General features: G+C 66.1%; 23 protein-coding genes. 15 read left to right on the plus strand and 8 right to left on the minus strand.

Translation table 11 applies throughout. The annotated features are described in order from the left end of the window. Nucleotides 1-67: 67 nt before the first annotated feature. The 4 genes from Cte04_RS08545 to Cte04_RS08560 form a co-directional block, all read right to left on the minus strand. Nucleotides 68-739, minus strand: coding sequence for a DUF799 domain-containing protein (locus Cte04_RS08545; protein WP_083526576.1), 672 nt, complete (start codon nucleotides 737-739; stop codon nucleotides 68-70). Between the two features lies 1 nt (nucleotide 740). Beyond that, on the minus strand, nucleotides 741-1,109 hold the full coding sequence (locus tag Cte04_RS08550) for a DUF4810 domain-containing protein (RefSeq protein ID WP_083526577.1): 369 nt from the start codon (nucleotides 1,107-1,109) through the stop codon (nucleotides 741-743). 13 nt (nucleotides 1,110-1,122) lie between these two features. Beyond that, complete coding sequence (locus tag Cte04_RS08555) at nucleotides 1,123-1,809, minus strand: CsgG/HfaB family protein (protein WP_066475465.1); 687 nt, start codon at nucleotides 1,807-1,809, stop codon at nucleotides 1,123-1,125. A 145-nt stretch (nucleotides 1,810-1,954) separates the two neighbouring features. Then, nucleotides 1,955-4,147, minus strand: coding sequence for a malate synthase G (locus Cte04_RS08560; RefSeq protein WP_066475468.1), 2,193 nt, complete (start codon nucleotides 4,145-4,147; stop codon nucleotides 1,955-1,957). A 944-nt stretch (nucleotides 4,148-5,091) separates the two neighbouring features. Between Cte04_RS08560 and Cte04_RS08565 the strand changes: the two genes are divergently transcribed. From Cte04_RS08565 to Cte04_RS08600, 8 genes are all read left to right on the plus strand, one after another. Next, complete coding sequence (locus tag Cte04_RS08565; protein WP_066475471.1) at nucleotides 5,092-6,027, plus strand: LysR family transcriptional regulator; 936 nt, start codon at nucleotides 5,092-5,094, stop codon at nucleotides 6,025-6,027. Between the two features lie 159 nt (nucleotides 6,028-6,186). Next, entirely contained in the window at nucleotides 6,187-6,633 is a 447-nt protein-coding gene (locus tag Cte04_RS08570) for a DUF2214 family protein (protein ID WP_066476143.1), read from the plus strand. Between the two features lie 81 nt (nucleotides 6,634-6,714). Then, nucleotides 6,715-8,424, plus strand: a complete 1,710-nt coding sequence (argS, locus tag Cte04_RS08575) for an arginine--tRNA ligase (RefSeq protein WP_066475475.1) — start codon at nucleotides 6,715-6,717, stop codon at nucleotides 8,422-8,424. Between the two features lie 22 nt (nucleotides 8,425-8,446). After that, a complete protein-coding gene (locus tag Cte04_RS08580; RefSeq protein WP_066475476.1) occupies nucleotides 8,447-9,172 on the plus strand; it encodes an SPOR domain-containing protein in 726 nt (241 codons plus the stop codon). Nucleotides 9,173-9,375: 203 nt separating this feature from the next. Next, a complete protein-coding gene (locus tag Cte04_RS08585) occupies nucleotides 9,376-10,026 on the plus strand; it encodes a thiol:disulfide interchange protein DsbA/DsbL (RefSeq protein ID WP_066475477.1) in 651 nt (216 codons plus the stop codon). A 111-nt stretch (nucleotides 10,027-10,137) separates the two neighbouring features. Continuing rightward, on the plus strand, nucleotides 10,138-10,797 hold the full coding sequence (gene lptA, locus Cte04_RS08590; RefSeq protein ID WP_066476145.1) for a lipopolysaccharide transport periplasmic protein LptA: 660 nt from the start codon (nucleotides 10,138-10,140) through the stop codon (nucleotides 10,795-10,797). A 5-nt stretch (nucleotides 10,798-10,802) separates the two neighbouring features. Next, the gene (lptB, locus tag Cte04_RS08595) at nucleotides 10,803-11,567 is read left to right on the plus strand and encodes an LPS export ABC transporter ATP-binding protein (protein WP_245633329.1); all 765 of its coding nucleotides are present in this window, start codon (nucleotides 10,803-10,805) and stop codon (nucleotides 11,565-11,567) included. A 6-nt stretch (nucleotides 11,568-11,573) separates the two neighbouring features. Beyond that, on the plus strand, nucleotides 11,574-13,190 hold the full coding sequence (locus Cte04_RS08600; protein WP_066475481.1) for an RNA polymerase factor sigma-54: 1,617 nt from the start codon (nucleotides 11,574-11,576) through the stop codon (nucleotides 13,188-13,190). A gap of 86 nt (nucleotides 13,191-13,276) precedes the next feature. Here the strand turns inward: Cte04_RS08600 and Cte04_RS08605 are convergent, their stop codons facing one another. The 3 genes from Cte04_RS08605 to Cte04_RS08615 all read right to left on the minus strand — a co-directional run bounded on the left by Cte04_RS08605 (nucleotide 13,277) and on the right by Cte04_RS08615 (nucleotide 15,972). Beyond that, nucleotides 13,277-14,200, minus strand: a complete 924-nt coding sequence (locus tag Cte04_RS08605) for an aspartyl/asparaginyl beta-hydroxylase domain-containing protein (RefSeq protein WP_066475484.1) — start codon at nucleotides 14,198-14,200, stop codon at nucleotides 13,277-13,279. A gap of 176 nt (nucleotides 14,201-14,376) precedes the next feature. Continuing rightward, nucleotides 14,377-15,609, minus strand: a complete 1,233-nt coding sequence (locus Cte04_RS08610; protein WP_066476148.1) for a DUF711 family protein — start codon at nucleotides 15,607-15,609, stop codon at nucleotides 14,377-14,379. Nucleotides 15,610-15,633: 24 nt separating this feature from the next. Further along, entirely contained in the window at nucleotides 15,634-15,972 is a 339-nt protein-coding gene (locus Cte04_RS08615) for a tRNA-binding protein (protein WP_066475485.1), read from the minus strand. Nucleotides 15,973-16,161: 189 nt separating this feature from the next. Between Cte04_RS08615 and Cte04_RS08620 the strand changes: the two genes are divergently transcribed. The 7 genes from Cte04_RS08620 (at nucleotide 16,162) to Cte04_RS08650 (ending at nucleotide 23,324) form a co-directional block, all read left to right on the plus strand. Beyond that, entirely contained in the window at nucleotides 16,162-17,109 is a 948-nt protein-coding gene (locus Cte04_RS08620) for a sugar ABC transporter substrate-binding protein (RefSeq protein ID WP_066475487.1), read from the plus strand. Between the two features lie 111 nt (nucleotides 17,110-17,220). Then, a complete protein-coding gene (locus Cte04_RS08625) occupies nucleotides 17,221-18,831 on the plus strand; it encodes a sugar ABC transporter ATP-binding protein (RefSeq protein WP_157081900.1) in 1,611 nt (536 codons plus the stop codon). Beyond that, the gene (locus tag Cte04_RS08630; RefSeq protein WP_066475491.1) at nucleotides 18,828-19,820 is read left to right on the plus strand and encodes an ABC transporter permease; all 993 of its coding nucleotides are present in this window, start codon (nucleotides 18,828-18,830) and stop codon (nucleotides 19,818-19,820) included. Before Cte04_RS08625 ends, Cte04_RS08630 begins: the two co-directional genes overlap by 4 nt. Nucleotides 19,821-19,957: 137 nt before the next feature. Beyond that, nucleotides 19,958-20,983 carry a ribokinase gene (locus tag Cte04_RS08635; protein ID WP_083526578.1) on the plus strand — a complete coding sequence of 342 codons (1,026 nt, stop codon included), beginning with the start codon at nucleotides 19,958-19,960 and terminating at the stop codon, nucleotides 20,981-20,983. Next, nucleotides 20,980-21,375, plus strand: a complete 396-nt coding sequence (gene rbsD, locus Cte04_RS08640) for a D-ribose pyranase (RefSeq protein WP_066475492.1) — start codon at nucleotides 20,980-20,982, stop codon at nucleotides 21,373-21,375. The genes Cte04_RS08635 and rbsD overlap by 4 nt, the downstream gene beginning before the upstream one ends. A gap of 156 nt (nucleotides 21,376-21,531) precedes the next feature. Beyond that, a complete protein-coding gene (locus Cte04_RS08645) occupies nucleotides 21,532-22,821 on the plus strand; it encodes a THUMP domain-containing class I SAM-dependent RNA methyltransferase (RefSeq protein WP_066475493.1) in 1,290 nt (429 codons plus the stop codon). Beyond that, nucleotides 22,818-23,324, plus strand: a complete 507-nt coding sequence (locus tag Cte04_RS08650) for a putative toxin-antitoxin system toxin component, PIN family (protein ID WP_066475496.1) — start codon at nucleotides 22,818-22,820, stop codon at nucleotides 23,322-23,324. Before Cte04_RS08645 ends, Cte04_RS08650 begins: the two co-directional genes overlap by 4 nt. On the opposite strand, the gene fos is transcribed toward Cte04_RS08650, so the two are convergent. Next, nucleotides 23,315-23,725 carry a fosfomycin resistance glutathione transferase gene (gene fos, locus Cte04_RS08655; RefSeq protein WP_066475498.1) on the minus strand — a complete coding sequence of 137 codons (411 nt, stop codon included), beginning with the start codon at nucleotides 23,723-23,725 and terminating at the stop codon, nucleotides 23,315-23,317. The genes Cte04_RS08650 and fos overlap by 10 nt on opposite strands. Nucleotides 23,726-23,927 lie beyond the last annotated feature (202 nt).

Here is a 23,927-nt window from a genome sequence, read left to right on the forward strand (position 1 = left end):
GCAGGCGGCAGACCTTCACCTGACCTGCAATATCGGCGCTAGCGACGGCTGGCATGGCCGCCAGGCCTCAGTCCTTGCCGTATAGGGGGGAACGTGGTCCGTACAGCAACCCTCCCGGACGTCCCGCTGCGAGCAGGCGATTCGTTGCCACTCCGGCAACCGTATGCGAAGCATCGGTCGCGGTGTTGATGATTTGCTTGACCAGTGCTGTGATCAGCATTCCGGCTAGGCCGCCGCTGCTGTTGTTGCCGCCTTCATCGCTGGAGGCGGATGCACTCCCGTTCCATAGCGTGATGCCGGTGCGCAGGTCCACCAACTTGGCTTGTGCGCTCACAACGGAAACGCTGTTGATGACTTGGTAGCTGGTGCCATATCGCGTGATCGTGATATAGAGCGCAGAATCGGCGCCAAAGATGTCCTTCAGCTTGGCGGGTGAAACTTCATGGATGTCGCCTGCGATCTCCATGCCGTTTTGCCGGAAGGTTTCGGAAACCAAAGTGACGGGCATCACGTAATAGCCGGCTTCCGCAAGCGGCAATGTGGCATACGACAGGACGCTGGCTGACGCCTGTACCTCGGGTGCATCATTCACTGGTGGTAATACCAGAATGGACGCCGGCTTGGCGGATCGGAGTGCGCTGTAGTCCATTTTCTGCGGAGCTGCGCAGCCTGCCAGCCAGGCAGCCATGGTGAGCAGAGCGCTCCATCGCAGAATGCGCCGGATCAAACGAGGGGACATATCAGCTCCGGTTCTTCTTCATGTTATTGATCAAATAATCGATGTACTGGGTGGATTCCGGAAATATTTTCTTTTCCTGTTCCCAGGCCGTGATCGCTTGATCGGTGCGGCCGGCATTCAAGTAGAGCAGCCCCAGATGCGCGTAGTAGCCCGGAGGCAGGTGGGCGCCTTGCGCCGCCGTTTTCTGTACGCCCTGCTCAAGCAACAGGATTTGCTCGTCGGCGGAAGGTGCATCGCTTTTCAGGTAGCTATAAACCTGCGCCTGATAGCCATTCCAGTTGTAAAGCCCTTTGTTGGGTGCCGCACAGCCTGCCAGCGCGCTCAGCAATATCGCTGCTGCAATGCTTGTTGTGGGTCCAGTGGTTTTCATGGGGATGGGCCTTTCAGCGCTGGGAGGCCAATGCAGGCAGAGCTCCGTTGTCTACCGCTTCTCCCAGGCGATCCACGGCTTCCCGGATCGCCAGGTCCAGCACCTTGCCATTGAGTGTCGAGTCATAGCTGGCGGTGCCGCCAAAGCCAATGACTTCGCGGTTGCTCAGTTGGAATTCTCCCGCGCCTTGAACCGAGCGAACCACCTCGGAGGTACGGATGTCTACAACGTTCAACGTGACCTTGGCATAGGCCACCTGGGTCTTTCCCCGGCCCAGGACACCGAATAGCTGCTTGTCGCCCGTTTCCTTGCGGCCGAATTCGGAAATATCCCCGGTCACCACATAATCTGCGCCCTTGAGCTTCTGGGTTGTGCCTTGGATGCCGGCTTCCTGCTTGGTTTCCGCCATATTGTCTCGATCCAGCACATTGAAGCGATTGGTTTGCTGCAAATGGCTGATGAGAATGGTCTTGGCTTGGCTGCCCAGGCGGTCAACTCCGTCGGAAAAGGCGCCTCGCAGATAGCTGGAGCGGTTATCAAACTTGCCTATTGCAATTGGGCTGCGCGGTCCGGCATAACTGCGTGCGGAACTCTGGGTTTTCTCCACTGCCAATGACTGGGAAGACTCGGTGGCGCAACCTGCCAACATAACGGGTGCCACTGCCAAAGCCAGAGCTGCCAGAGAGAAATAAGCGCGCATGAATGTCTTGATGATGAATAAATTGAATCAAACAATGTAACAGAATGATTCATTTCATCGAGCGCATATCTGCTTAACGCGGGAAAAACAATGGCACCCGAAGGTGCCATTGCTCAATCAGTCGATTTTTTTCTGGTCTAGCGGATCAGGCGCCGGCCTTGACCTTCAGGCGCCAGGCGTGCAGCAGGGGCTCGGTGTAGCCGGAAGGCTGTTCCTTGCCCTTGAACACCAGGTCCAGCGCGGCCTGGAAGGCGGCGCCTTCGGGGTTGGCCACCAGGCTCTTGTAGGCGGGGTCGCCGGCGTTCTGCTCGTCCACCACCTTGGCCATGCGCGCAAAGCTGTCGCGCACCATGGCTTCGGTCACGATGCCGTGCTGCAGCCAGTTGGCGATGTGCTGGCTGGAGATGCGCAGCGTGGCGCGGTCTTCCATCAGGCCCACATTGTGGATGTCGGGCACCTTGGAGCAGCCTACGCCCTGGTCGATCCAGCGCACCACGTAGCCCAGGATGCCCTGGACGTTGTTGTCCACTTCCTGCTGCTTCTCGGCGTCGCTCCAGTGGGGGTTGGTGGACACGGGCACCTGCAGGATGGCGTTGAGCAGGTTGTCGCGCTCGGCGTCGGCGTCGGTCTTTTCCAGCTCCTTCTGCACTTCGGCCACGTTGACCTGATGGTAGTGCAGCGCGTGCAGCGTGGCGCCGGTGGGCGAGGGCACCCAGGCGGTGTTGGCGCCGGCCTTGGGCTGGGCGATCTTCTGCTCCAGCATGGCCTTCATCAGGTCGGGCATGGCCCACATGCCCTTGCCGATCTGGGCGCGGCCGCGCAGGCCCAGGCCCAGGCCGACCAGCACGTTGTTCTTCTCGTAGGCGGGCAGCCAAGCGCAGCCCTTCATGTCGGCCTTGCGCACCATCGGGCCGGCATACATGGCGGTGTGCATCTCGTCGCCGGTGCGGTCCAGGAAGCCGGTGTTGATGAAGGCCACGCGGGCGGGCGCGGCGGCGATGGCGGCCTTCAGGTTCACCGAGGTGCGGCGCTCCTCGTCCATGATGCCCAGCTTGACGGTGTTCTCGGGCAGGCCCAGCAGCTTCTCGACGCGGCCGAACAGCTCGTTGGCGAAGCCGGCTTCGGCGGGGCCGTGCATCTTGGGCTTGACGATGTAGACGCTGCCGGTGCGCGAGTTGCGGATGCCGTTGGCGCCGTTGCCCTTGAGGTCATGGATGGCGATGGCCGTGGTCACGACGGCGTCCATGATGCCTTCGGGGATTTCCTTGCCTTCCGAACCCCACAGGATGGCGGGGTTGGTCATCAGGTGGCCCACGTTGCGCACGAACATCAGCGAGCGGCCGTGCAGCTTCAGAGGCTTGCCGTCGGCGCCGGTGTACTCGCGGTCGGCGTTCAGGCCGCGGGTCACGGTCTTGCCGCCCTTCTCGAAGGATTCGGTCAGCGTGCCCTTGAGGATGCCCAGCCAGTTGCTGTAGCCCAGCACCTTGTCCTCGGCGTCCACGGCGGCCACGGAGTCTTCCAGGTCCAGGATGGTGGACAGCGCGGCTTCCACCACCACGTCGGACACGCCGGCGGCGTCGGAGCTGCCGATGGGCGTGGACTTGTTGATGACGATGTCGATGTGGATGCCGTTGTTCTTCAGCAGCACCGACTTGGGCGCGGCGGCATCGCCCTGGTAGCCCACGAACTTGTCGGCGTCCTTCAGGCCGGTCTTGCTGCCGTCCTTGAGCGTCACCACCAGCTTGCCGCCTTCGACGGCGTAGGCGGTCGCATCCTTGTGCGAACCGGCGGCCAGCGGCACGGCCTGGTCCAGGAAGTTGCGGGCGAACTCGATGACCTTGGCGCCGCGCACGGGGTTGTAGCCCTTGCCCTTTTCGGCGCCGCCTTCTTCGCTGATCACGTCGGTGCCGTACAGCGCGTCATACAGCGAGCCCCAGCGGGCATTGGCGGCGTTCAGCGCATAGCGGGCGTTCAGAATGGGCACCACCAGCTGCGGGCCGGCCTGGACGGCCAGCTCGGCGTCCACGTTCTCGGTCGTGGCCTTGGCGCCCTTGGGCGACTCGACCAGATAGCCGATGGTGGTCAGGAACTGGCGGTAGGCCGCCATGTCGGTGATGGGGCCGGGGTTGGCCTTGTGCCAGGTGTCCAGCTCGGCCTGCAGGCGGTCGCGCTCGGCCAGCAGGGCGGCGTTCTTGGGAGCCAGGTCCGCGACGATTTCGTCAAAGCCCTTCCAGAAGGCCTCCTGGTTCACGCCGGTGCCGGGCAGCACTTGCGTGTTCACAAAGTTGTACAGCTCGGTGGCGACTTGCAGGCCGTGGACTTGAGTGCGATCAGTCATTGGAAACCTCGGATGGATACTTTGTCTGTTGGAGATATCTATATCTAACGCGCTGCACATGCCCAGCATGGGCAGCTTGTTCCGGCACTGTATTTGAATTATTCGAGTACGTAAATATTCAAAAAAGTTGGAAACTAATGATATTTAAGTAACTAATCATCGGGTATTTGCGGATGCAGGCTCCGCTCCCCGGCCAGTGGGCGTATGCCCTGCAGACACTGCTTCCATCGGGCCGGCTCCTATTGCTCCCCGTGCTCGCGGATCGTGCCGCCGATACCTGAACGTCATGCCCGGGCTGCAGCCGTGTTGTCGTGCCGGCAGGGGCCGCCAAAGAGGGGGGGCTTGGTATTTCCATGGGATTGCCGTATCCGGGCCCATCGCACAATGGATACGGGCAATGCAGGCCTGCTGCGGAAGTAGGGGCCGACTCAGCAGGCTGTAGCAGCTCACTCTGTTGCTGTTTGTATCGCCGCCCGCGCGTATCGGCCGTCCGGCCGGCCCTGCGGGAGCGTGCATGGGGGGCAGGGGAACGCCCCAAAGGCCGAGTGCATTGCTCGAAATCTGTATGTCAGACCAAGGAGGTGCGGGCGCCAAATGATTGTCGCTGTTGAGAAAAATGCGGTAGCTCCGGCCGGATAGGCCTTGCTGCACGACTGGACGCGTCAGGCTTGTGCAAATTTTTATATTTAGGTATATAAATTCACAAATTTCTAACTAACTCATGACTTGTGGGTAAAAATAGACGAAAAATGCGTTTCATATGACAGTGCGTCGAAATTTCCGCTTTTCAATAAGATGCGGAAATTGATAGCGCCTGACGCCCGAGTTAGAAGAAATAAAGAATAAGTTATCCCTGAAATAAAGGCTGCTTGTGCGGTATGCGCTCTTGAATCAATAGCGCATGCTTTGTGCAGGAGACAAGAAAGAACCATACAGGAGCAGTCATGGACAAGCTCAAAGCATTTGAGTCTTTTGTATCAGTGGCGACGCGCGGCAGCCTGACGGCGGCCGCCAAGGCCGAAGGCGTGGCGCCGGCCATCATGGGGCGGCGCCTCGATGCGCTGGAAGAGCATCTGGGCGTCAAGCTCATGGTGCGCACCACGCGCCGCATCTCTCTGACGCACGAAGGCAGCGCCTTCCTGGAGGACTGCCAGCGCCTGCTGTCCGACGTGGCCAATGCCGAGGCCAGCGTCTCGGCCGGCGGCGTCAAGGCCACGGGCCATCTGCGCATCACGGCGCCGGCGGGGTTCGGCCGCCGCCATGTGGCGCCGCTGGTGCCGCGTTTTCGCGACCTGCATCCCGAGGTGACGATCTCGCTGAACCTGTCCGACCGCGTGGTCGACCTGGCCGGCGAAGGCTTCGACTGCGCGGTGCGCGTGGGCGACCTGCCCGATTCGGCCCTGGTCAGCGTGCGCATTGCCGACAACCGCCGCCTGTGCGTGGCCACGCCCGGCTATCTGGAGCGCCGCGGCATTCCCCGCCATCCCAGCGAGCTGACCCAGCACGACTGCCTGACCCTGTCCAGCGATGCCTCGCAGACGCGCGGCTGGGCCTTCCGCATTCCGCATCCCGAAAGCGGCACCAGCGAAGTCGTGCATTTCAAGCCCGGCGGCCCGCTGGACTGCTCGGACGGCCAGGTGCTGCACGACTGGTGCCTGGGGGGCTGGGGCATTGCCTGGCGAAGCACCTGGGAGGTGGAGTCCGAGATCGCCGCCGGCCGCCTGGTGCCGGTGCTGGAGGAGTTCGCGGCGCCGCCCAACGGCATTTTCGTGATCTTTCCCCAGCGCAAGCACATGCCGCTGCGCGTTCGCATGTGGATCGATTACCTCAAGCACCACTATGACCAGCCCGATTTCTGGCGCACCGGCCCCGAGAGCTGACCTCTGCGACCACGGCCCCTTGAAGGGCGGTTTGGCTTGCGGCCGCCGATGCAGCCGGTTGCGCAGGCGCAAAGGCGCACGAATGGGGTCGGGCGCCTTTGCCTGGGCTGCGGCTCCTGTGCGATAGTGTGGCGCACCTGCAGCATCTACAGACAAACCATGACGCTTGAAGCCGTATTGGCCAGCCTTCACCTGCTGGCGATCCTGACCTTGGTGGTTTTTGTGACCAGCCAGGCGGCGCTGTGCCGCAGCGAATGGATGAATGCCGCGGTGGTGCAGCGCCTGGCGCGGCTCGATGCCATCTACGGCATCGTTGCCGTGCTGCTGTTGCTCACCGGTCTGGCCCGCCTGTTCTGGGGCGTCAAGGGCCTTGCCGGCTATACGGGCTCGCCCCTGTTCCATCTCAAGATGACCCTGTTCGTCGTCGGCGCGCTGCTGTCCATCAAGCCCACCCTCGCGTTCCGGCGCTGGAAACGGGCGCTGGACGCCTCGGGCCAGCTGCCTTCCGAGGGCGCCATCGCCCAGACCCGCCGCTGGGTCATGTGGCAGGCCCATGTGATCCCCGTGATCGCCGTGGTCGCCATCTTCTGGGCGCGCGGCATGTAGCGGCAACGCGCCGTGGCCCGTGCGCCGCGCAATTGCCCGTTGGCCGCAGCATGGATGCGGGCGCCCACGTAAAATCGCCCGATGCTCTCCGTCAAACAGGAATTGCTCGCGGCCCTGGCTGCCGAGCTCGAAACACTATCGCCCGGCGCCGGCGCACGCGCTGCGTTTGAAAATCCCAAGGTGGCAGCCCATGGCGACTTCGCCTGCACGGCGGCCATGCAGCTGGCCAAGCCCCTGAAGGCCAATCCGCGCGCACTGGGCGAACAGCTCAAGGCCGCGCTCGAAGCCACGCCGGCCTTCCGGCAATGGGTGGATGCCATCGAGATCGCCGGTCCCGGCTTTCTGAACATCCGCCTCAAGCCCGCCGCCAAGCAGCAGGTGGTGCGCGAAGTGCTCGCTGAAGGAGCCAGGTTCGGCTACCAGGCCGACCGCGGTGAAAACATCCTGGTCGAATTCGTCTCGGCCAACCCCACGGGCCCGCTGCACGTGGGCCACGGCCGCCAGGCCGCCATCGGCGACGCCATCAGCAACCTCTACGCCACCCAGGGCTGGAAGGTGCACCGCGAGTTCTACTACAACGACGCGGGCGTGCAGATCGACACGCTGACCAAGAGCACGCAGCTGCGCGCCAAGGGCTTCAAGCCCGGCGACGCATGCTGGCCCACCGATCCGGAGAACCCGGAATCCAAGAAGTTCTACAACGGCGACTACATCGCCGACATTGCCCAGGCCTTCCTGAACAAGGAAACCGTCAAGGCGGACGACCGCGAATTCACCGCCAACGGCGATGTCGAGGACTACGACAACATCCGCCAGTTCGCCGTGGCCTACCTGCGCAACGAACAGGACAAGGACCTGCAGGCCTTCAACCTGCGCTTCGACCAGTACTACCTGGAGTCCAGCCTCTACACCAACGGCTATGTCGAGGACGCGGTGCAGCGCCTGATCGCCAACGGCCATACCTACGAGCAGGACGGCGCGCTGTGGCTCAAGTCCACCGACTACGGTGACGACAAGGACCGCGTGATGCGCAAGTCCGACGGGCACTACACCTACTTCGTGCCCGATGTGGCCTACCACATCCAGAAGTTCAAGCGTGGCTTCACCAAGGTCGTCAACATCCAGGGCACGGACCACCACGGCACCATCGCCCGCGTGCGCGCCGGCCTGCAGGCCGCCGACGTGGGCATTCCCGCCGGCTATCCTGACTATGTGCTGCACACCATGGTGCGCGTGGTGCGCAATGGCGAAGAGGTCAAGATCAGCAAGCGCGCGGGCTCCTACGTCACGCTGCGCGACCTCATCGAGTGGACCAGCAAGGACGCGGTGCGCTTCTTCCTGCTCAGCCGCAAGCCCGACACCGAGTACACCTTCGACGTGGACCTGGCCGTGGCCCAGAACAACGACAACCCCGTGTACTACGTGCAGTATGCCCATGCGCGGATCCAGTCCGTGCTGCGTGGCTGGCAGGAGCAGGGGGGCGCGGGAGTCGAAGCCCTCCAGGACGTGGACCTGTCGGCGCTGGAAGGCCCGCAGGCCCAGGCCCTGATGCTGATGCTGGCCAAGTACCCCGAGATGCTGACGGCCGCCGCCGAAGGCAATGCGCCGCACGACGTGACCTTCTACCTGCGCGATCTGGCATCGAGCTACCACAGCTACTACGACGCCGAGCGCATCCTGGTCGACGACGAAAAGGTCAGGCTGGCACGCCTGGCCCTGGTCGCCGCCACGGCCCAGGTGTTGCACAATGGTCTGGCCGTGCTGGGTGTGGACGCACCCGAGCGCATGTAATTGACACTGCGATAAGCGACTTATGAAGAAACAGCAACGTGGCGGCACCATCCTGGGGCTCATCTTCGGCATGATCATCGGCCTGGGCGCTGCGCTGGCCGTCGCCGTGTATGTGACCAAGGTGCCGGTTCCGTTCCTGAACAAGGGCGGCAACAACACGGACCGCGATGCGGCAGAAGCCGAACGCAACCGCAACTGGGACCCGAACGCGCCGCTGCAAAGCAAGGCGCCGCTGCCCCCGGCCGTGGCTCCGGCAGCCCCCGGCGCGAACGAGCCGGCGACCGGCGCCGCCGCACCGGCCACCGTGCAGCCGCCGGCCGTGGCCGGCGGTACGCCCGCGGTGCCGGCCGTGCCTGCGGTACCTGGCACGCCGGCCGCAGGCCATGGGGCGCCGTCCTCCACGGACCCGCTGGGCGACCTGGTGCGCCAGCGCTCCGCCGCCGCCGACAAGGCCGACAAGGCCAAGGCGGAAAAGGACAAGGCAGCGCAGGCGGCCCAGGCCGCCGAGAGCGGATTCAACTACTTCGTCCAGGCCGGCGCCTTCCGCCGCCAGAACGAGGCCGAGGCCCAGCGCGCCAAGCTGGCCATGCTGGGCTGGGAAGCCCGCATCAGCGAGCGCGAGCAGAACGGCATCACCGTTTTTCGTGTGCGCGTAGGCCCGTTCACCAAGCGCGACGATGCCGAGCAACTCAAGGGCAAGCTCGACGGCGCCGGCGTGGAATCGACGCTGGTGCGGGCGGCGAAGTAGCGCTGCCCCCCCTGAGCTGCTGCGCGGCTTCCCCTGGCAGGGCGCCCCCAAGAGGGACGACGGCCTTTGCTGGGGCAGCCCCTGCTGCGGGGCGGCCCTTGCTGGCCGTCTCTTGCTTGGGGTGTACCAGTTGTGCGCTGGTTGAACTTTTGCGAGGCAGGCGCCTCAGATATTGCAGACTTGAACTCAAGGAGTTTGTTGAGATGAAACGCCGCGATTTTTCCCTGGCCGCTTCGGCTGCCGCCGCCAGCGCCCTGACGCTGGGCACCTCCGCCAGCTGGGCCCAGGCCGCCGCGCCCAAGGAAGGCAAGGACTATGTCAAGCTGGCCAAGCCCGCCCAGGTCAGCGCACCTGCCGGCAAGGTCGAGGTGATCGAGTTCTTCTGGTACAACTGCCCGCACTGCAATGCCTTCGAGCCCCAGTTTGCGGCCTGGAAGAATGCGGCGCCGGCCGACGTGGTCGTGCACCGCGTGCCCGTGGCCTTCAATGCCTCCTTCGTGCCCCAGCAAAAGCTCTACTACACGCTGGAAGGCATGAACCTCGTGAACACCATGCATGCCAAGGTGTTCCATGCCATCCACGTGGAGCGCATCAACCTGTCCAAGGAAGACCAGATCTTCGACTGGATGGGCAAGCAGGGCGTGGACATGGCCAAGTTCAAGGAGATGTTTGGCTCCTTCTCCGTGGCCAACCAGGTGCGCAAGGCCACGCAGCTGCAGCAGGAATATGACGTGGAAGGCGTGCCCGCCTTGGGCGTGGCCGGCCGCTACTACACCGACGGCACCAAGGCCGGCAACATGACCAATGTGCTGCGCGTGGTGGACCAGTTGGTTGCCTCCAGCCGCAAGGCCTGATTCACCAAGCTGCGCCAGCGTTTTGCAGACAGCCCGCCGTTGTGCGGGCTTTTTTCTGGCGGGGTCCGGACCAAGGGTGTGACTACAATGTATGCAAGAAACGTGCCCTCCATGACCAAACGACTTTCCCTCCTCGTGCTGGCAGCGGCCCTGGCCGCCCTTGCCGGCATGGCGCAGGCCGAAAAGGCCGACAGCGCCAAGCCCATGAACATCGAAGCCGACGCGCTGCGCCACGACGAACTGGCCCAGACCAGCGTCTTCACCGGCAATGTGGTGATGACCAAGGGCACCATCGTGCTGCGCGGCGCCCAGCTGGACGTGCGCCAGGATGCCGAGGGCTACCAGTACGGCGTGGTCAAGGCCGAGCCGGGCAAGCGCGCCTTTTTCCGCCAGAAGCGCGATACCGAACGCGGCCAGCCCGATGAATTCATCGAAGGCGAGGGCGAGACCATCGAGTACGACGGCAAGGCCGACATCGTCAAGTTCATCCGCCGCGGCGAGATGCGCCGCTACCGTGGCGGCCAGCTCAGCGACGAGGTGACGGGCTCGATCATCGTCTACAACAACATCACCGACGTCTACACCGTCGACGGCCAGAAGACCAGCGGCGGGCTGCCCAGCTCCTCGGTGGGCCAGGGCGGCCGCGTGCGCGCCGTGATGGCGCCCAAGGAAGGCACGCCGGGCGCGACCCCGGGGGCCGCGGCCAAGCCGGCCGTGCCTGCCGGCGAACCCCTGCGCCAGAGCCTGACCATCGGCGGCGAGAAGAAATAATGAGCATGGACAGCAGCAACGCCGTGGCCGAAAGCCGTCTGCAGGCCCGGCACCTGGCCAAGTCCTACGGCAGCCGCAAGGTGGTCAAGGATGTCTCGCTTTCCGTCCAGAAGGGCGAAGTCGTGGGCCTGCTGGGCCCCAACGGCGCGGGCAAGACCACCTCGTTCTACATGATCGTGGGCCTGGTGCGCAGCGACGGCGGGCAGATCTTCATCGACGAGCATGACGTCAGCAACATGCCCATCCACCAGCGCTCGCGCCTGGGTCTGTCCTATCTGCCGCAGGAGGCGTCGATCTTCCGCCGCCTCAACGTGGAAGACAACGTGCGCGCCGTGCTCGAGCTGCAAAAGGATGAGCAGGGCAAAAATCTGACGCGCGAAGTGATCGAGGAGCGGCTGACCAGCCTGCTCAAGGAGCTGCGCGTCGACCACCTGCGCCAGTCGCCCGCGCTGGCGCTGTCCGGCGGCGAGCGCCGCCGCGTGGAGATCGCCCGGGCCCTGGCCACGCAGCCGCGCTTCATCCTGCTGGACGAGCCGTTTGCCGGCATCGACCCCATTGCCGTGATCGAGATCCAGCGCATCATCGGCTTCCTCAAGGACCGCGGCATCGGCGTGCTCATCACCGATCACAACGTGCGCGAGACGCTGGGCATCTGCGACCACGCCTTCATCATCAGCGACGGCCATGTGCTGGCCGAGGGCACGCCCGAGGAAATCGTGGACAACGCCGACGTGCGCCGCGTGTACCTGGGCGAGCACTTCAGGATGTAGGCGTCCATGAAGCCTGGCCTGTCGCTGAAGGTCTCCCAGCATCTGTCGCTCACGCCGCAGCTGCAGCAGTCCATCCAGCTGCTGCAGCTGTCCACGCTGGAGCTGGCGCAGGAAGTGGAGCAGATGCTCAACGACAATCCGTTTCTCGAACGGGAGACGGAAGGCGAAGCCGATGCTCACGAAGCAATAGCTGCCAGCGCCAATGAATCCTTGATTGCAGATGAATTTCGCTCTGAGAATTCGGAATACCAGGCGCAAGCAGCTTCCGAATTCATAGCGGAACCCGCACCCGCCGAAACTCCGCAAACGCTGGAATGGAACACCGGCGGCAATGACGGCCCGGACGACGGCGACGCCGGCGGTCTGGACGGGGAGTGGGGCGGCGAAGGCAGCAGCGAATGGGATATCTCTGCAGCTCCGGCGGCCAAGGGCCGCCAGGCGGATGACGAAGAAAACGACGCCATCAGCCTGGCGCGCGAGCATGAAAGCCTGACCGACCATCTGCACCGCCAGGCGCTGAGCCTGCACCTGGGCGCGGAAGACCGCGCGGCGCTGAGCTTTCTGATCGAATCGCTCAACGACGACGGCTACCTCGAGGAGCCGCTGGCAGAGCTGGCCGCCGGCCTGGCCGGTGGCGACCTGGAAGAGCGCGAGGAACTGGAGCAGCGCTTTGCCATCGCGCTCAAGCTGCTGCAGAGCCTGGAGCCCGCCGGTGTGGGGGCACGCGATCTGGCCGAATGCCTGCAGCTGCAGTTGCGCGACCTGCTGCAGCAGGCCGAGGACGAAGGCACGACGCCCGCGCGCCTGTCCCTGCTGCAGCTGGCGCAATCCATCTGCGCCCAGCCCATGGACCTGCTGGCCCGGCGCGATGTGCGCAAGCTGGCCGGCCTGTGTGGCGCGCGCGAGGAAGCGCTGCGCGAGGCCATGGCCCTGATTGCGCGCCTGGAGCCGCGCCCGGGCAGGCGCTTTGCCAATGTGGAGCGCCAGATCGTGGTGCCGGACGTCATCGTGCGCCCGGTGCGCGCAGGTGCGGGCCGCGTGGAGTTTGCGGTGCGGCTGAACCCGGACGTCATGCCCCAGCTCAAGGTGCACGACGTCTATGCGGGCGTGCTGCGCCGCCACCGCGGCGAGGAAAGCCATGGCCTGCTCCAGCAGCGCCTGCAGGAGGCGCGCTGGTTCATCAAGAACATCCAGCAGCGCTTCGACACCATATTGCGCGTGTCCGAAGCCATCGTGGAGCGGCAGAAGAACTTCTTCGTGCATGGCGAGCTGGCCATGCGCCCGCTGGTGCTGCGCGACATCGCCGATGCGCTGGGCCTGCACGAGTCCACGATCAGCCGCGTGACCACGGCCAAGTACATGGCCACGCCCCAGGGCACGTTCGAGCTCAAGTACTTCTTCGGCTCGGGCCTGGGCACGGAGACCGGCGGCAGCGCGTCCAGCACGGCGGTGCGCGCGCTGATCAAGCAGTTCGTCGATGCCGAGGACCCCCGAAAGCCGCTGTCGGATGCCAAGCTGGCCGACATGCTCAAGGAACAGGGCATCGAATGCGCGCGCCGCACCGTGGCCAAGTACCGCGAGCAGCTCAAGATCCCGACCACGACCTTGCGCAAGGCGCTGTAAAAAACCGCCTCTGCAGCGCAGGGCGGTTTTTTGGCGGGCCCGGGATCAGGCCATTGGCGGCGCAGCGCGCGCAGGCCTTCAGCGCATCAGTTCGGCACAAGCCACCAGATGAGCAGGGCCAGCGCGGCCAGCATGAGGCCGAACTTGGTGATCTTGTAGACCGTCTTGTTCCAGGCCTTGAAGCGGCGGCGGTACTGGCCCATGTAGAACGAGATCTTGAAGATGCGGCTGATGAAGCCGCGCGGATCGCCTTCGTTGTTGGGCGAGCTGGCCGCGGCCACCACGTTCTTGCCCAGCCAGTGGTTGAGCCACTGCGCGAAGCGGTTGGTCATGGGCCGCTCCACGTCGCAGAACAGCACGATGCGGTTGCCCTCGCTGCGGTTCTCGGCCCAGTGCATGTAGGTCTCGTCGAAGATCACGCCTTCGCCCTCGCGCCAGCTGTAGGGCTGGCCGTCGACCTCGATCATGCAGCGGTCGTCGTTGGGCGCCAGCACGGCCAGGTGGTAGCGCAGCGATCCCGCATACGGGTCGCGGTGCAGGTTGAGCTTGGCGCCTGGCGGCAGCTCGGCGAACATGGCCGCCTTCACGCTGGGAATGGACTTGACCAGGGCCGTGGTCCTGGGGCACAGCTCCATGGCCGAGGGGTGGGCATCGCCGTACCACTTGAGGTAAAAGCGCTTCCAGCCGGTCTTGAAGAAGGAGTTGAAGCCGGCGTCGTCGTTGTTGGCGGCGGCCTTGATCTGCATGTTCTTGTGCAGGTTGACGGCTTCCTCGCGGATCTCGCGCCAGTTGGCCTGCAGCGGTGCCAGCTCGGGGAAGGTGCTGGTGGGCAGGTAAGGCGTGCGCGGCACCTTGCTGAACATCAGCATGAAGACGTTGAACGGTGCCGTGAACGTCGAGTGGTCGAACAGCTGGCGCAGCACCTTGTGCCGGACCTTGCCGCGCAGGTGCATGTACAGCCCGCAGCCGAAAAAGAGCAGCACCAATGCCAGGACGATGATTTTTGCCATAAGCCCGGATTTTACCGATCACCCCCCAGCAGGGGCATGGGGCAGATCAAGTGGCCTTTGAGATGGGCGCGCTCCAAGCCAGGGACGGCCAGCAAGGACCGTCCCGCAGCAGGGGCTGCCCCAGCAAAGGCCGTCGTCCTCCTTTAGGGGGAAGGCGCAAAGCGACTCAGGGGGAATCAAGGTAATGCCAGCACGGCGCAGTTGCACAGGTCCGCGCTCTCGAAGGCCGTGCGGTCGCCGGCCGCCAGCCCGGGCACGGGGAACAGCCGCACCGTCAGCGGCTTGTTGAGGCGGTAGGCCATGGTGCCGGTGTCGCGCATGACGGCGGCGATCTGCTCTGCGCTGCTGTCGCCGGGAATGGGCACGGTGTCCAGGCCAATGCCGCAGACGCTGCTGTAGGTCAGCAGGGCGCGGATGTCGAACTCGCCGTCGAGGCTGGCCCGGGCCAGGCCCTCGTCCTCGGTGACGGCCAGCATCAGGCCGCTGAAGCCTGTCTGCGTGACGCCGGCCACCGACTTGAACACCCGCGTCAGCAGCGCCGAGGCTTCCACGGTGCCGCTGGCGCCGAAGTGGGGCACGCCCAGCAGCCGGTAGACATCGACCATGGAGGCGCAGGACCTGGACGGCGCGGCCGAAGTGTCCATGCCCGCGACAAGCCAGCCATCGGCCAGCGCCACCCGGTCGGCGCAGTGCTGGATGGCGGTGGCATGTTCGGTGAGCGAGCGGCTCAGATGATCGAAGGCCAGTTGCAGCCAGGCCGCGTGGTCCAGCTGCCGGCGCTGCGCCTGCAGTCCGGCGAGCACGGCCACCAGCAGGTCCGGCGTTTCCAGCCCCAGCACCAGGGCGCCGTGGTGCCGGCCGCGGTGGTAGCTGGCCGGGAAGTAGGGAATGCCGGGCGCGCAGTTGAAGTTGACCGTGAAATTGAAATTGCCCTCGCCGCGCGGCGTGCTGCGGGCGATCTCCTGGATGGCCTGCACGCTGGCCTGCAGCAGCTCGCCCTGCAGGAATCCATTGCCGTCCAGGCCGATGTTGACGCAGGCATTGCACAGGTCGCCGTGGGCGGCAATCAGCCAGGGCAGCAGCGCGATTTCCTGCGCGGTGCGCGCCTCGCCGATGGCAAAGCGGATACGGCGTTTGCCCGTGTTGATGGCGCCGAGCATTTGCGTGATGCGCTGCAGATCCGCCAATGCGGGCTCGAGACCCGAAACGTCGATGAATTCCCCGAACGGATTGCTCACGATGCGTATGGACTGCACCTGGTAGCCCCGGGCTTCGATGGCATCGGCCACGGCATCGCACTGCTGCTTGGCCTGGGTCAGGCAGCTTTGCCACAGCACGGCATCTGCGGGCATGCTGACGAAGGCGGTGACGGTGCGAACGCGTACCAGGGGATTGAATGCAGTGTCCATGAAGCCCATTTTGCCTGCGGCCGGCTACAGCAGCCGCGTGCCCAGCGGCACATCGCCATCCGGCACGCACAGCGCCACATGGCCGTCGGCATTGTGAAAGCCCGTCACCAGGCATTCGCTCATCAGGGGGCCGATCTGCTTCTTCGGAAAATTCACCACGGCCACCACCAGGCGGCCCACCAGGTCCCCGGGCTGGTAGAGCTGGGTGATCTGGGCGCTGGACTTGCGCAACCCCAGCTCGGGGCCGAAGTCCACCTGCAGCTTGTAGGCAGGCTTGCGTGCCTCCTTGAATACTTCGGCCTGCACCACGCGGCCCACGCGCAGCTCCACTTTCATGAAGTCGTTCCAGCTGATTTCTTCCATGCGGTTTTCTCCTTGGCGCCCATCATGCCGCTGCCGCGGCGCGCGTTTGTAGAGCAACGCTTGTGGTGGGCAGCAGAGGATTTTTCCTACTTCTTGCGGCAAGCCCAGGGCCTATAAGAGAGCGTTCGCCGGCGCATGCGAGCGGCCGGTTTCATCCACGTCACAAGGGCCCAGGCCCGGGAGAGCGCTATGTTGCAACGTCGTCATGCGGTGGTTACGGTGGGCCTGTCGATACTGGCTCTGGCGGGTGCCTGGGGCCCTGCGGCCCGGGCCCAGGACAAGCCCAAGGTGGCCCTGGTCATGAAGTCGCTGGCCAACGAATTCTTCCGCACCATGGAGGACGGCGCCAAGGCCCACCAGAAGGCCCACGCCGGCGAATACACGCTGCTGAGCAACGGCATCAAGAACGAGACCGACACCGCCGCCCAGATCAAGATGGTGGAGCAGATGGTGGCGCAGAAGGTCGATGCGCTGGTGATCGCTCCAGCCGATTCCAAGGCGCTGGTGCCCGTGCTCAAGACCGCCGTGGACCGCGGCGTGCGCGTGGTCAACATCGATAACCGGCTGGACCCCGCCGCGCTCCAGGAAAAAGGCCTGGTGATCCCCTTTGTAGGCCCGGACAACCGCGCCGGCGCCAGGCTGGTGGGCGACTACCTGGCCAAGCAGCTCAAGGCCGGCGACAAGGTGGGCATCATCGAGGGCGTTTCCACCACCACCAATGCGCAGCAGCGCACGGCGGGCTTCAAGGATGCGATGGAAGCCGGCAAGATGACCGTGGTGGGCGTGCAGTCCGGCCAGTGGGAAATCGACAAGGGCAACACCGTGGCGGCCGGCATGCTGCGCGAGCATCCGGACCTGAAGGCTCTGCTGGCCGGCAACGACTCCATGGCGCTGGGCGCGGTGGCGGCCGTCAAGGCCGCGGGCAAGGCAGGCAAGGTCTTCGTCGTGGGCTACGACAACATCCAGGCCATACACCCCATGCTCAAGGACGGCCGGGTGCTGGCCACGGCCGACCAGTTCGCAGCCAAGCAGGCGGTGTTCGGCATCGAGGAAGCGCTCAAGGCCGTCAAGAACAAGACCCCGCAGGCCCAGATGCCGGCCGAGGTCAAGACCGACGTGGTGCTCGTGACGAAATGACCTCCCCACGAGTCGCCTTCGGCACCGTTCCTGCGGGGACGGCAGCCTTGCTGCGGGGCGGCGCCAGGGTCATGCGATGACGATGCATGCGGGAGTGCCGAGATGGCTGCGATGAATGATCTTCGGCCCGGGCGCGGTGCAGTGGCGATGACGCTGGAGGGCATGGGCAAGGACTACGGTCCCAGCACCGTGCTCGATGGCGTCACGCTAGAGCTGCGCGCGGGCGAATGCCTGGCGCTGACGGGCGAGAACGGCGCTGGCAAGTCCACGCTGGCCAAGATGCTGTGCGGCCTGGTGGAGCCCACGCGGGGACGCATGGCGCTGGACGGGCAGCCGTTTGCGCCGCGCTCGCGCACCCAGGCCGAAGCCCTGGGCGTGCGCATGGTGCTGCAGGAGCTGGGCCTGGTGCCCACGCTCACGGTGGCCGAGAACCTGCTGCTGGACCGCCTGCCCCAGCGCCTGGGCTGGGTGGACCGCGGCGCGCTGGCCGCCCAGGCCCGCATGCAGCTGGCCAAGGTGGGACTGGAGCACATCGACCCCATGGCGCCCGTGGGGCAGCTGGGCATAGGCCTGCAGCAGATGGTGGAGATCGCGCGCAATCTGCGCGACGGCAACCGTGTGCTGGTGCTGGACGAGCCCACGGCCATGCTCACGTCCAGGGAGATCGAGCACCTGTTCGCGCAGATCGACCTGATGAAGGCCCGGGGCGTGGCCCTGGTCTATGTCTCGCACCGGCTGGAAGAGCTGCAGCGCGTGGCCGAGCGCGTGGCCGTGCTGCGCGACGGACACCTGGTCGACGTGCTGCCCATGCAGGGCCTGAGCGAGCCTGCGCTGGTGGAGCGCATGGTGGGCCATGCGGTGGAGTCGCTGGATGCCCGGCCGCGGCGAACGGCGGGGCCCGTGCTGCTGCGTGCTCGTGGCCTGCGGCGCGGCAAGCGGGTGCAGGGCGTGGATGTGGAGCTGCGCGCCGGCGAGGTGCTGGGGGTGGCCGGGCTGGTGGGCGCCGGCCGCACCGAGCTGCTGCGCCTGCTCTATGGCGCGGACCGGGCCGAGGCCGGCAGCATCGAGCTGACCGGAGAGGGCATGGCGCAGGGCGCGAGAACGGCGGCGCGCAAGGCCGTGCCCAACTGGCGCAGCCCCATGCAGGCCATGCGCGCCGGCATTGCGCTGGTGACGGAGGACCGCAAGGCCCAGGGCCTGCTGCTGCCCCAGTCGATCCGCGTGAACACCTCGCTCAGCGGCATGCAGGCCGTGGCCCGGGGCGGCTGGCTGCGCCCGGCGGCCGAGTCCGGGCTGGCGCAGCGCATGGTCAAGCGCCTGCGCATCCGCGCCCGCGATACCGAGCAGCCCGTGGGCACCCTGAGCGGCGGCAACCAGCAGAAGGTGATCTTCGCGCGCTGGCTGCACCGCGACTGCCCGGTGGTGCTGCTGGACGAGCCCACGCGCGGCGTGGACGTGGGCGCGCGCGCCGACCTGTATGCCGAGCTGGACGCCATGGCGGCCCGGGGCAAGGCGCTGATGGTGGTCTCCAGCGACCTGCGCGAGCTCATGGAACTGTGCGACCGCATCAGCGTCATGCACGAGGGCCGCATCGTCGCCACCTTCGAGCGCGGCCAGTGGACTGCGCAGGCTTTGCTGGAAGCCGCCTTTGGCGAGGCGGCGCCCGGCGAGCAAGGACCCGGGAACGCAACAAGCAAGCAGGCAAAGAGGGCGCAGCCATGAATCCATCCACGTCTTCGAGCCGCTCTGCCGGCGATATGCCTGCGCCACGCAGTGCCTGGCGGCAGGAACTGGGCACTTACCTGGGCCTGCTGGTGGTGCTGGCCGCCATGATGGCCTTGTTCGGCAGCCTGTCCGAATACTTCCTCACGCGCGAGACGCTGCTGTCCATTGCCAACGAGATCCCGGCGCTGGCCGTGATGGCCGTGGGCATGACCTTTGTGCTCATCATCGCGGGCATCGACCTGTCCGTGGGCTCGGTACTGGCGCTGAGCGCGGCCATCAGCGCGGCGGCCGTGCTGCAGTGGCACTTCAACCCCTGGGGCGCGGCCGCGCTGGGCCTGCTGGTGGGGCTGGCCTGCGGCGCGGCCACGGGCGGCATCGCGGTGGCATGGCAACTGCCCAGCTTCATCGTCTCCCTGGGCATGCTGGAAGCCGTGCGCGGGGCCGCCTACCTGGTCACCGATTCGCGCACCCAGTATGTGGGCGATGCCATGGGGGCCCTGGCCGCGCCGTGGGTCGGCGGCCTGTCGGCCGCGTTCTTCATCGCGCTGCTGGTGGTGGCCCTGGGCCAGCTGGTGCTCAGCCGCACGGTGTTCGGCCGCTACGTGGTGGGCATAGGCACCAACGAGGAGGCCATGCGCCTGGCCGGCGTCGATCCGCGCCCCATACGCATTGCCGTGTTCGCCCTCACGGGACTGCTGGCCGGCCTGGGCGGGCTGATGCAGTCGGCGCGGCTGGAGGCCGCCGATCCCAATGCCGGCCTGGGCATGGAGCTGCAGGTGATCGCCGCCGTGGTGATCGGCGGCACCAGCCTGATGGGCGGACGCGGCTCGGTGGTCAACACCTTCTTCGGCGTGCTCATCATTGCGGTGCTCGAAGCCGGGCTGGCGCAGATCGGTGCCAGCGAACCCAGCAAGCGCATCATCACCGGCGCGGTGATCGTGGTGGCCGTGATCGTGGATACCGTGCGCCAGCGCAGGACCGGGTGATGCCCCTGTACCGCGGCGGAGTGGCTGCCCGGCGGCCCTTGCCGGGCGCCTCTGGCCGGGGGCGTGCCAGTCCCCTTGAAGCGCGTGCGCGAGAATGGCATGCGGTCTTTTGTAACGTCGCAGCAGGAGTTCAGACCATGGTGGCCCCGCTTTCATCCTCTGCCTTGCCCCGCAGCGCGGGACTGGACGCCGCGCAGAAGGCGCTGCTGCCCCACGGCGGCGCGCGCATCGTCGTGGTCGGCAGCCTCAACATGGACGTGGTGCTCACGCTCGAGCGCATGCCCGGCGCAGGCGAAACCGTGGCGGCCAGCGACCTGCACTACCTGCCCGGCGGCAAGGGCGGCAACCAGGCCGTGGCCTGCGCACGCCACGGCGCCCAGGTCTCGCTGTTCGGCAGCGTGGGCCGCGACCACCATGGCAACACGCTGCGGCTGGCCCTGCATGGCGACGGCGTGGACATGGACAACGTCAGCGTGCACGAGGGCGTGCCCACGGGCACGGCGGTCATCATGGTGGAGCCCGGCGGGCAGAACCGCATCTGCGTGGTGCCCGGCGCCAATGCGCGGCTGGAGCTGCCCGAGGAGGCCTTGCTCAATGCGCTGGGCCAGGCCGACTTCCTGGTGCTGCAGTTCGAGACGCCGCCGCCCGTGGTCGAGCAGGCGCTGCTCGCGGCCCGCACGGCCGGCTGCAGCGTGGTGCTCAATCCTTCTCCCGTGCGCGAGGTGCCCGCCCACTGGTGGCCGCTGATCCATACGCTGGTGGTCAACGAGCACGAGGCGGCGGCTCTGAGCGGCGAGGCCGTGGACACGCCCGAGTCCGCCGCGCGCGCGGGCCTTGGCCTGCTGGCGCGCGGCGTGCGCCAGGTCGTCGTCACGCTGGGGGCCCAGGGCGCGGTGGCGCTCGGCGGCCCGGCCGGAACGCCCCATGTCTCCCTCCATCCGGCGCCAGAAGTGCCCGTGGTGGACACCACGGCGGCCGGCGATACCTTTCTGGGTGCCATGGTCACGCATCTGGCCGAAGGCTGCCCGCTGGCCGATGCCGTCTCCTGGGGCATCCACGCGGCCAGCCTGTGCATAGGCAAGGCCGGCGCACAGCCCTCGATACCGCTGCGCGCGCAGGTACAGGCCTTTGCCGCAGCCCGCGTGGAAGGAGCGAAGGCATGAAGAAGGGCCTGTTGCTCAATGCGCCGCTGTCCTCGGTCATTGCCCGCCTGGGCCATGGCGACAAGCTGGTGGTCTGCGATGCGGGCTTGCCGATTCCGGACGGCGTGGAGCGCATCGACCTGGCCGTGAGCCCCGGCGTGCCGTCGCTGGCCCAGGTGCTGGAGGCCGTGGCGGCCGAAATGCAGGTCGAGCGCGTGGTGCTGGCGCAGGAAACCATGGCCGGCCGCACGCAGCTGCCGGACTGGCTGCCCGGCCTATGGGCGCAAAGCCTGGGCGCCGTCGTCCCGCATGAGGAATTCAAGCACCAGTGCGCCACGGCCCGGGCCATTGTGCGCACCGGCGAATGCACGCCGTATGCCAATGTGATGCTGATCTCCGGTGTGACGTTCTGAAAGAGGACGGATTGTCAAAAAAAGGAGCTACGAGCGCTTGATGCATGGGTGCATGAGGCTGTTTTCAGTCATATTCCGGCGTTGAGCCCTCACCCTGCCGCAGTAGCCCACCGCGCCCCGTGGCCGGGGCGTCTCGCGTATCCTTGGCGCCCTGCTATGAACCAATTGCACCTGTTTCTGCCCTGCGCCGCCGGCGTCGAGGGCTTTCTGGCCGACGAGGTCCATGCCATCACCGGCCTCAAGGGCCATGATCTGATGGTCGGGCGCGGCGGCGTGCACGTGCGCGCCATGTGGCGCGACGCCATGCTTCTGAACCTGCACAGCCGGCTGGCCCAGCGTGTGCTGGTGCAGCTGTCGCAGACGCTGTACCGCAACGAGAACGACCTGTACCGTGCCGCCAGCGAGGTGGCCTGGGAGATCTGGTTCACCACGCGCCAGACCTTCAAGATCGAGACCACGGCCCAGCACAGCCCGCTGACCAGCCTCAACTTCGCCGCCCTGCGCGTGAAGGATGCGATCGCCGACCGCTTCCGCGCCAAGCGCGGCGACGAGCGCCCCAGCGTCGAGACCCGCCACCCGGATGTGCGCGTGCACCTGCACCTGACCACCGACGAAGCCACGATCTACATCGACACTTCGGGCGAGGCCTTGTTCAAGCGCGGCTGGCGCGAAGACAAGGGCGACGCGCCGCTCAAGGAAACCCTGGCCGCCGCCATGATCGCCGCCACGGGCTGGGACCCGCACGGGCCCCAGCCCCAGCCGCTGTACGACCCCTGCTGCGGCAGCGGCACCGTGGTGATCGAGGCCGCGCAGATCGCTCGCCGCATTCCGCCCGGCATTCTGCGCAGCTTCGCGTTCGAGAAGCTGGTGCCGTTCCAGAAGCATGTGTGGGAAGCCATGCTGGACGAGGCCGAGCGCCGCATCCTGCCCGAGAGCCCCGTGGGCATCTACGGCTCGGACATCTCCTTCCGCATGGTGGACTTTGCGCAGCGCAATGCCGAACGCGCCGGCGTGGCCGACACCGTGCAGCTGCGTGGCGGCGACGCGCTGCAGCGCATGCCGCCCGGCGGGCAGCCCGGCATGATGCTGCTCAACCCGCCCTACGGCGAGCGCATCGCCGCAGCCGGCAGCGCCGGCCGCAATGCCCGCGAGCGCATGGGCGTGGTCGAGCGCGCGGGCCGCGAGACCGCGCAGACCGAGGACGGCGGCGAGTTCTTCAGCCAGCTGGCCGCGCACTGGAAGAAGAACTACAGCGGCTGGAGCGCCTGGATGCTCACGCCCGACCTCAAGCTGCCCGGCAAGATGCGCCTCAAGGAATCGCGCCGCACGCCCATGTGGAACGGCCCCATCGAATGCCGGCTGTTCCGCTTCGACATGGTCAAGGGGGCGGTCAAGCCCCGCAAGGGCGACGGCGACGCACCGGCCGCCGAAGGCAGCGCGCAATGAAGATCGTCTTGAAGTGGCCGTCGTGCAACGACGGCTACGAGGGCCCGTTGCCGCGCCCCGTGGTGCTGGACACCAATGTGGTGCTGGATCTGCTGATCTTCGACGATCCGCATGTGCCGCCGATCCGCGAGCTTGTGGCCCGCGGCGAGCTGCGCTGGATTGCCGACCGGGCCCAGCGCATCGAGCTCGAGCGCGTGCTGCACTACAGCCAGATCGCGCCGCGCGTGGCCTTCTACGGCAAGACGGCCGAAGGCGTGCTGGCCGCGTTCGACGCCGCCGTGGAGTACGTGGCCGAGGCGCCCAAGATCCGCTTCACCTGCACCGATCCGGACGACCAGCATTTCCTCGACCTGGCCAGCCAGCACCGCGCCGTGCTGGTCAGCAAGGACAGGGCCGTGCTCAAGCAGCGCAAGCGCGTGGCCACCCATTACGGGGCCACGGTGGGCAATATCTTGCTGCTGCAAGAGGCCGAGGTGGAAGTCGCCACGGCCGGTCAGTCGTAGAAAACCATGCCTGCGTAGGGCTGTTGCCGGCAGCGCGCCAGGCGGGATGCCAGCGAGCCCACATGGGCCTCCAGCCGGTGTCCATCCGGATCCAGAAAGTAGAAGGAATCGCCTTCGCTGCGGTTGTCCTTCCATTGCCGGACGCCATGCCTGCGGGCATGGGCCACGAAGGCCGGGAAGTCGTCCTGCGCCACGGAAAAGGCGTAGTGCGTGTAGTCCGGCCTCTCGGCCATGGCACGGGACGGATCCAGGCTCAGGCAAAGCCACAGCTCGCCCAGTGAAAGGTATGCGCCGGCATGCCACTGCGCATCCAGCCTGAACGCGAGCACCCGGGCGTAAAACGAGATGCTGCGTGGCAGATCGGTCACGGCCAGGGTGAGATGGTTCAGACCGGTCAGCATGCGGATCCGATGGAAAGTGGCAGCAAGTGCATGGCGTGCAAGTGTGCCTGCGATTCAGGCCCTTTGGGGGCGCCCGCGAAGCGCGATGCCCTTGTGGCATGCCAACCACCCAGCGGCCGGCGGGTTTTGGTCCGGTACGCCATGACCGCCTAACATCGTCTTTCCATCGTGCGCAGGGACGGCCCTGCAGGGCATCGCAGAT

It is taken from the genome of Comamonas terrae, assembly GCF_001544075.1.
Lineage (GTDB): Bacteria > Pseudomonadota > Gammaproteobacteria > Burkholderiales > Burkholderiaceae_C > Comamonas > Comamonas terrae.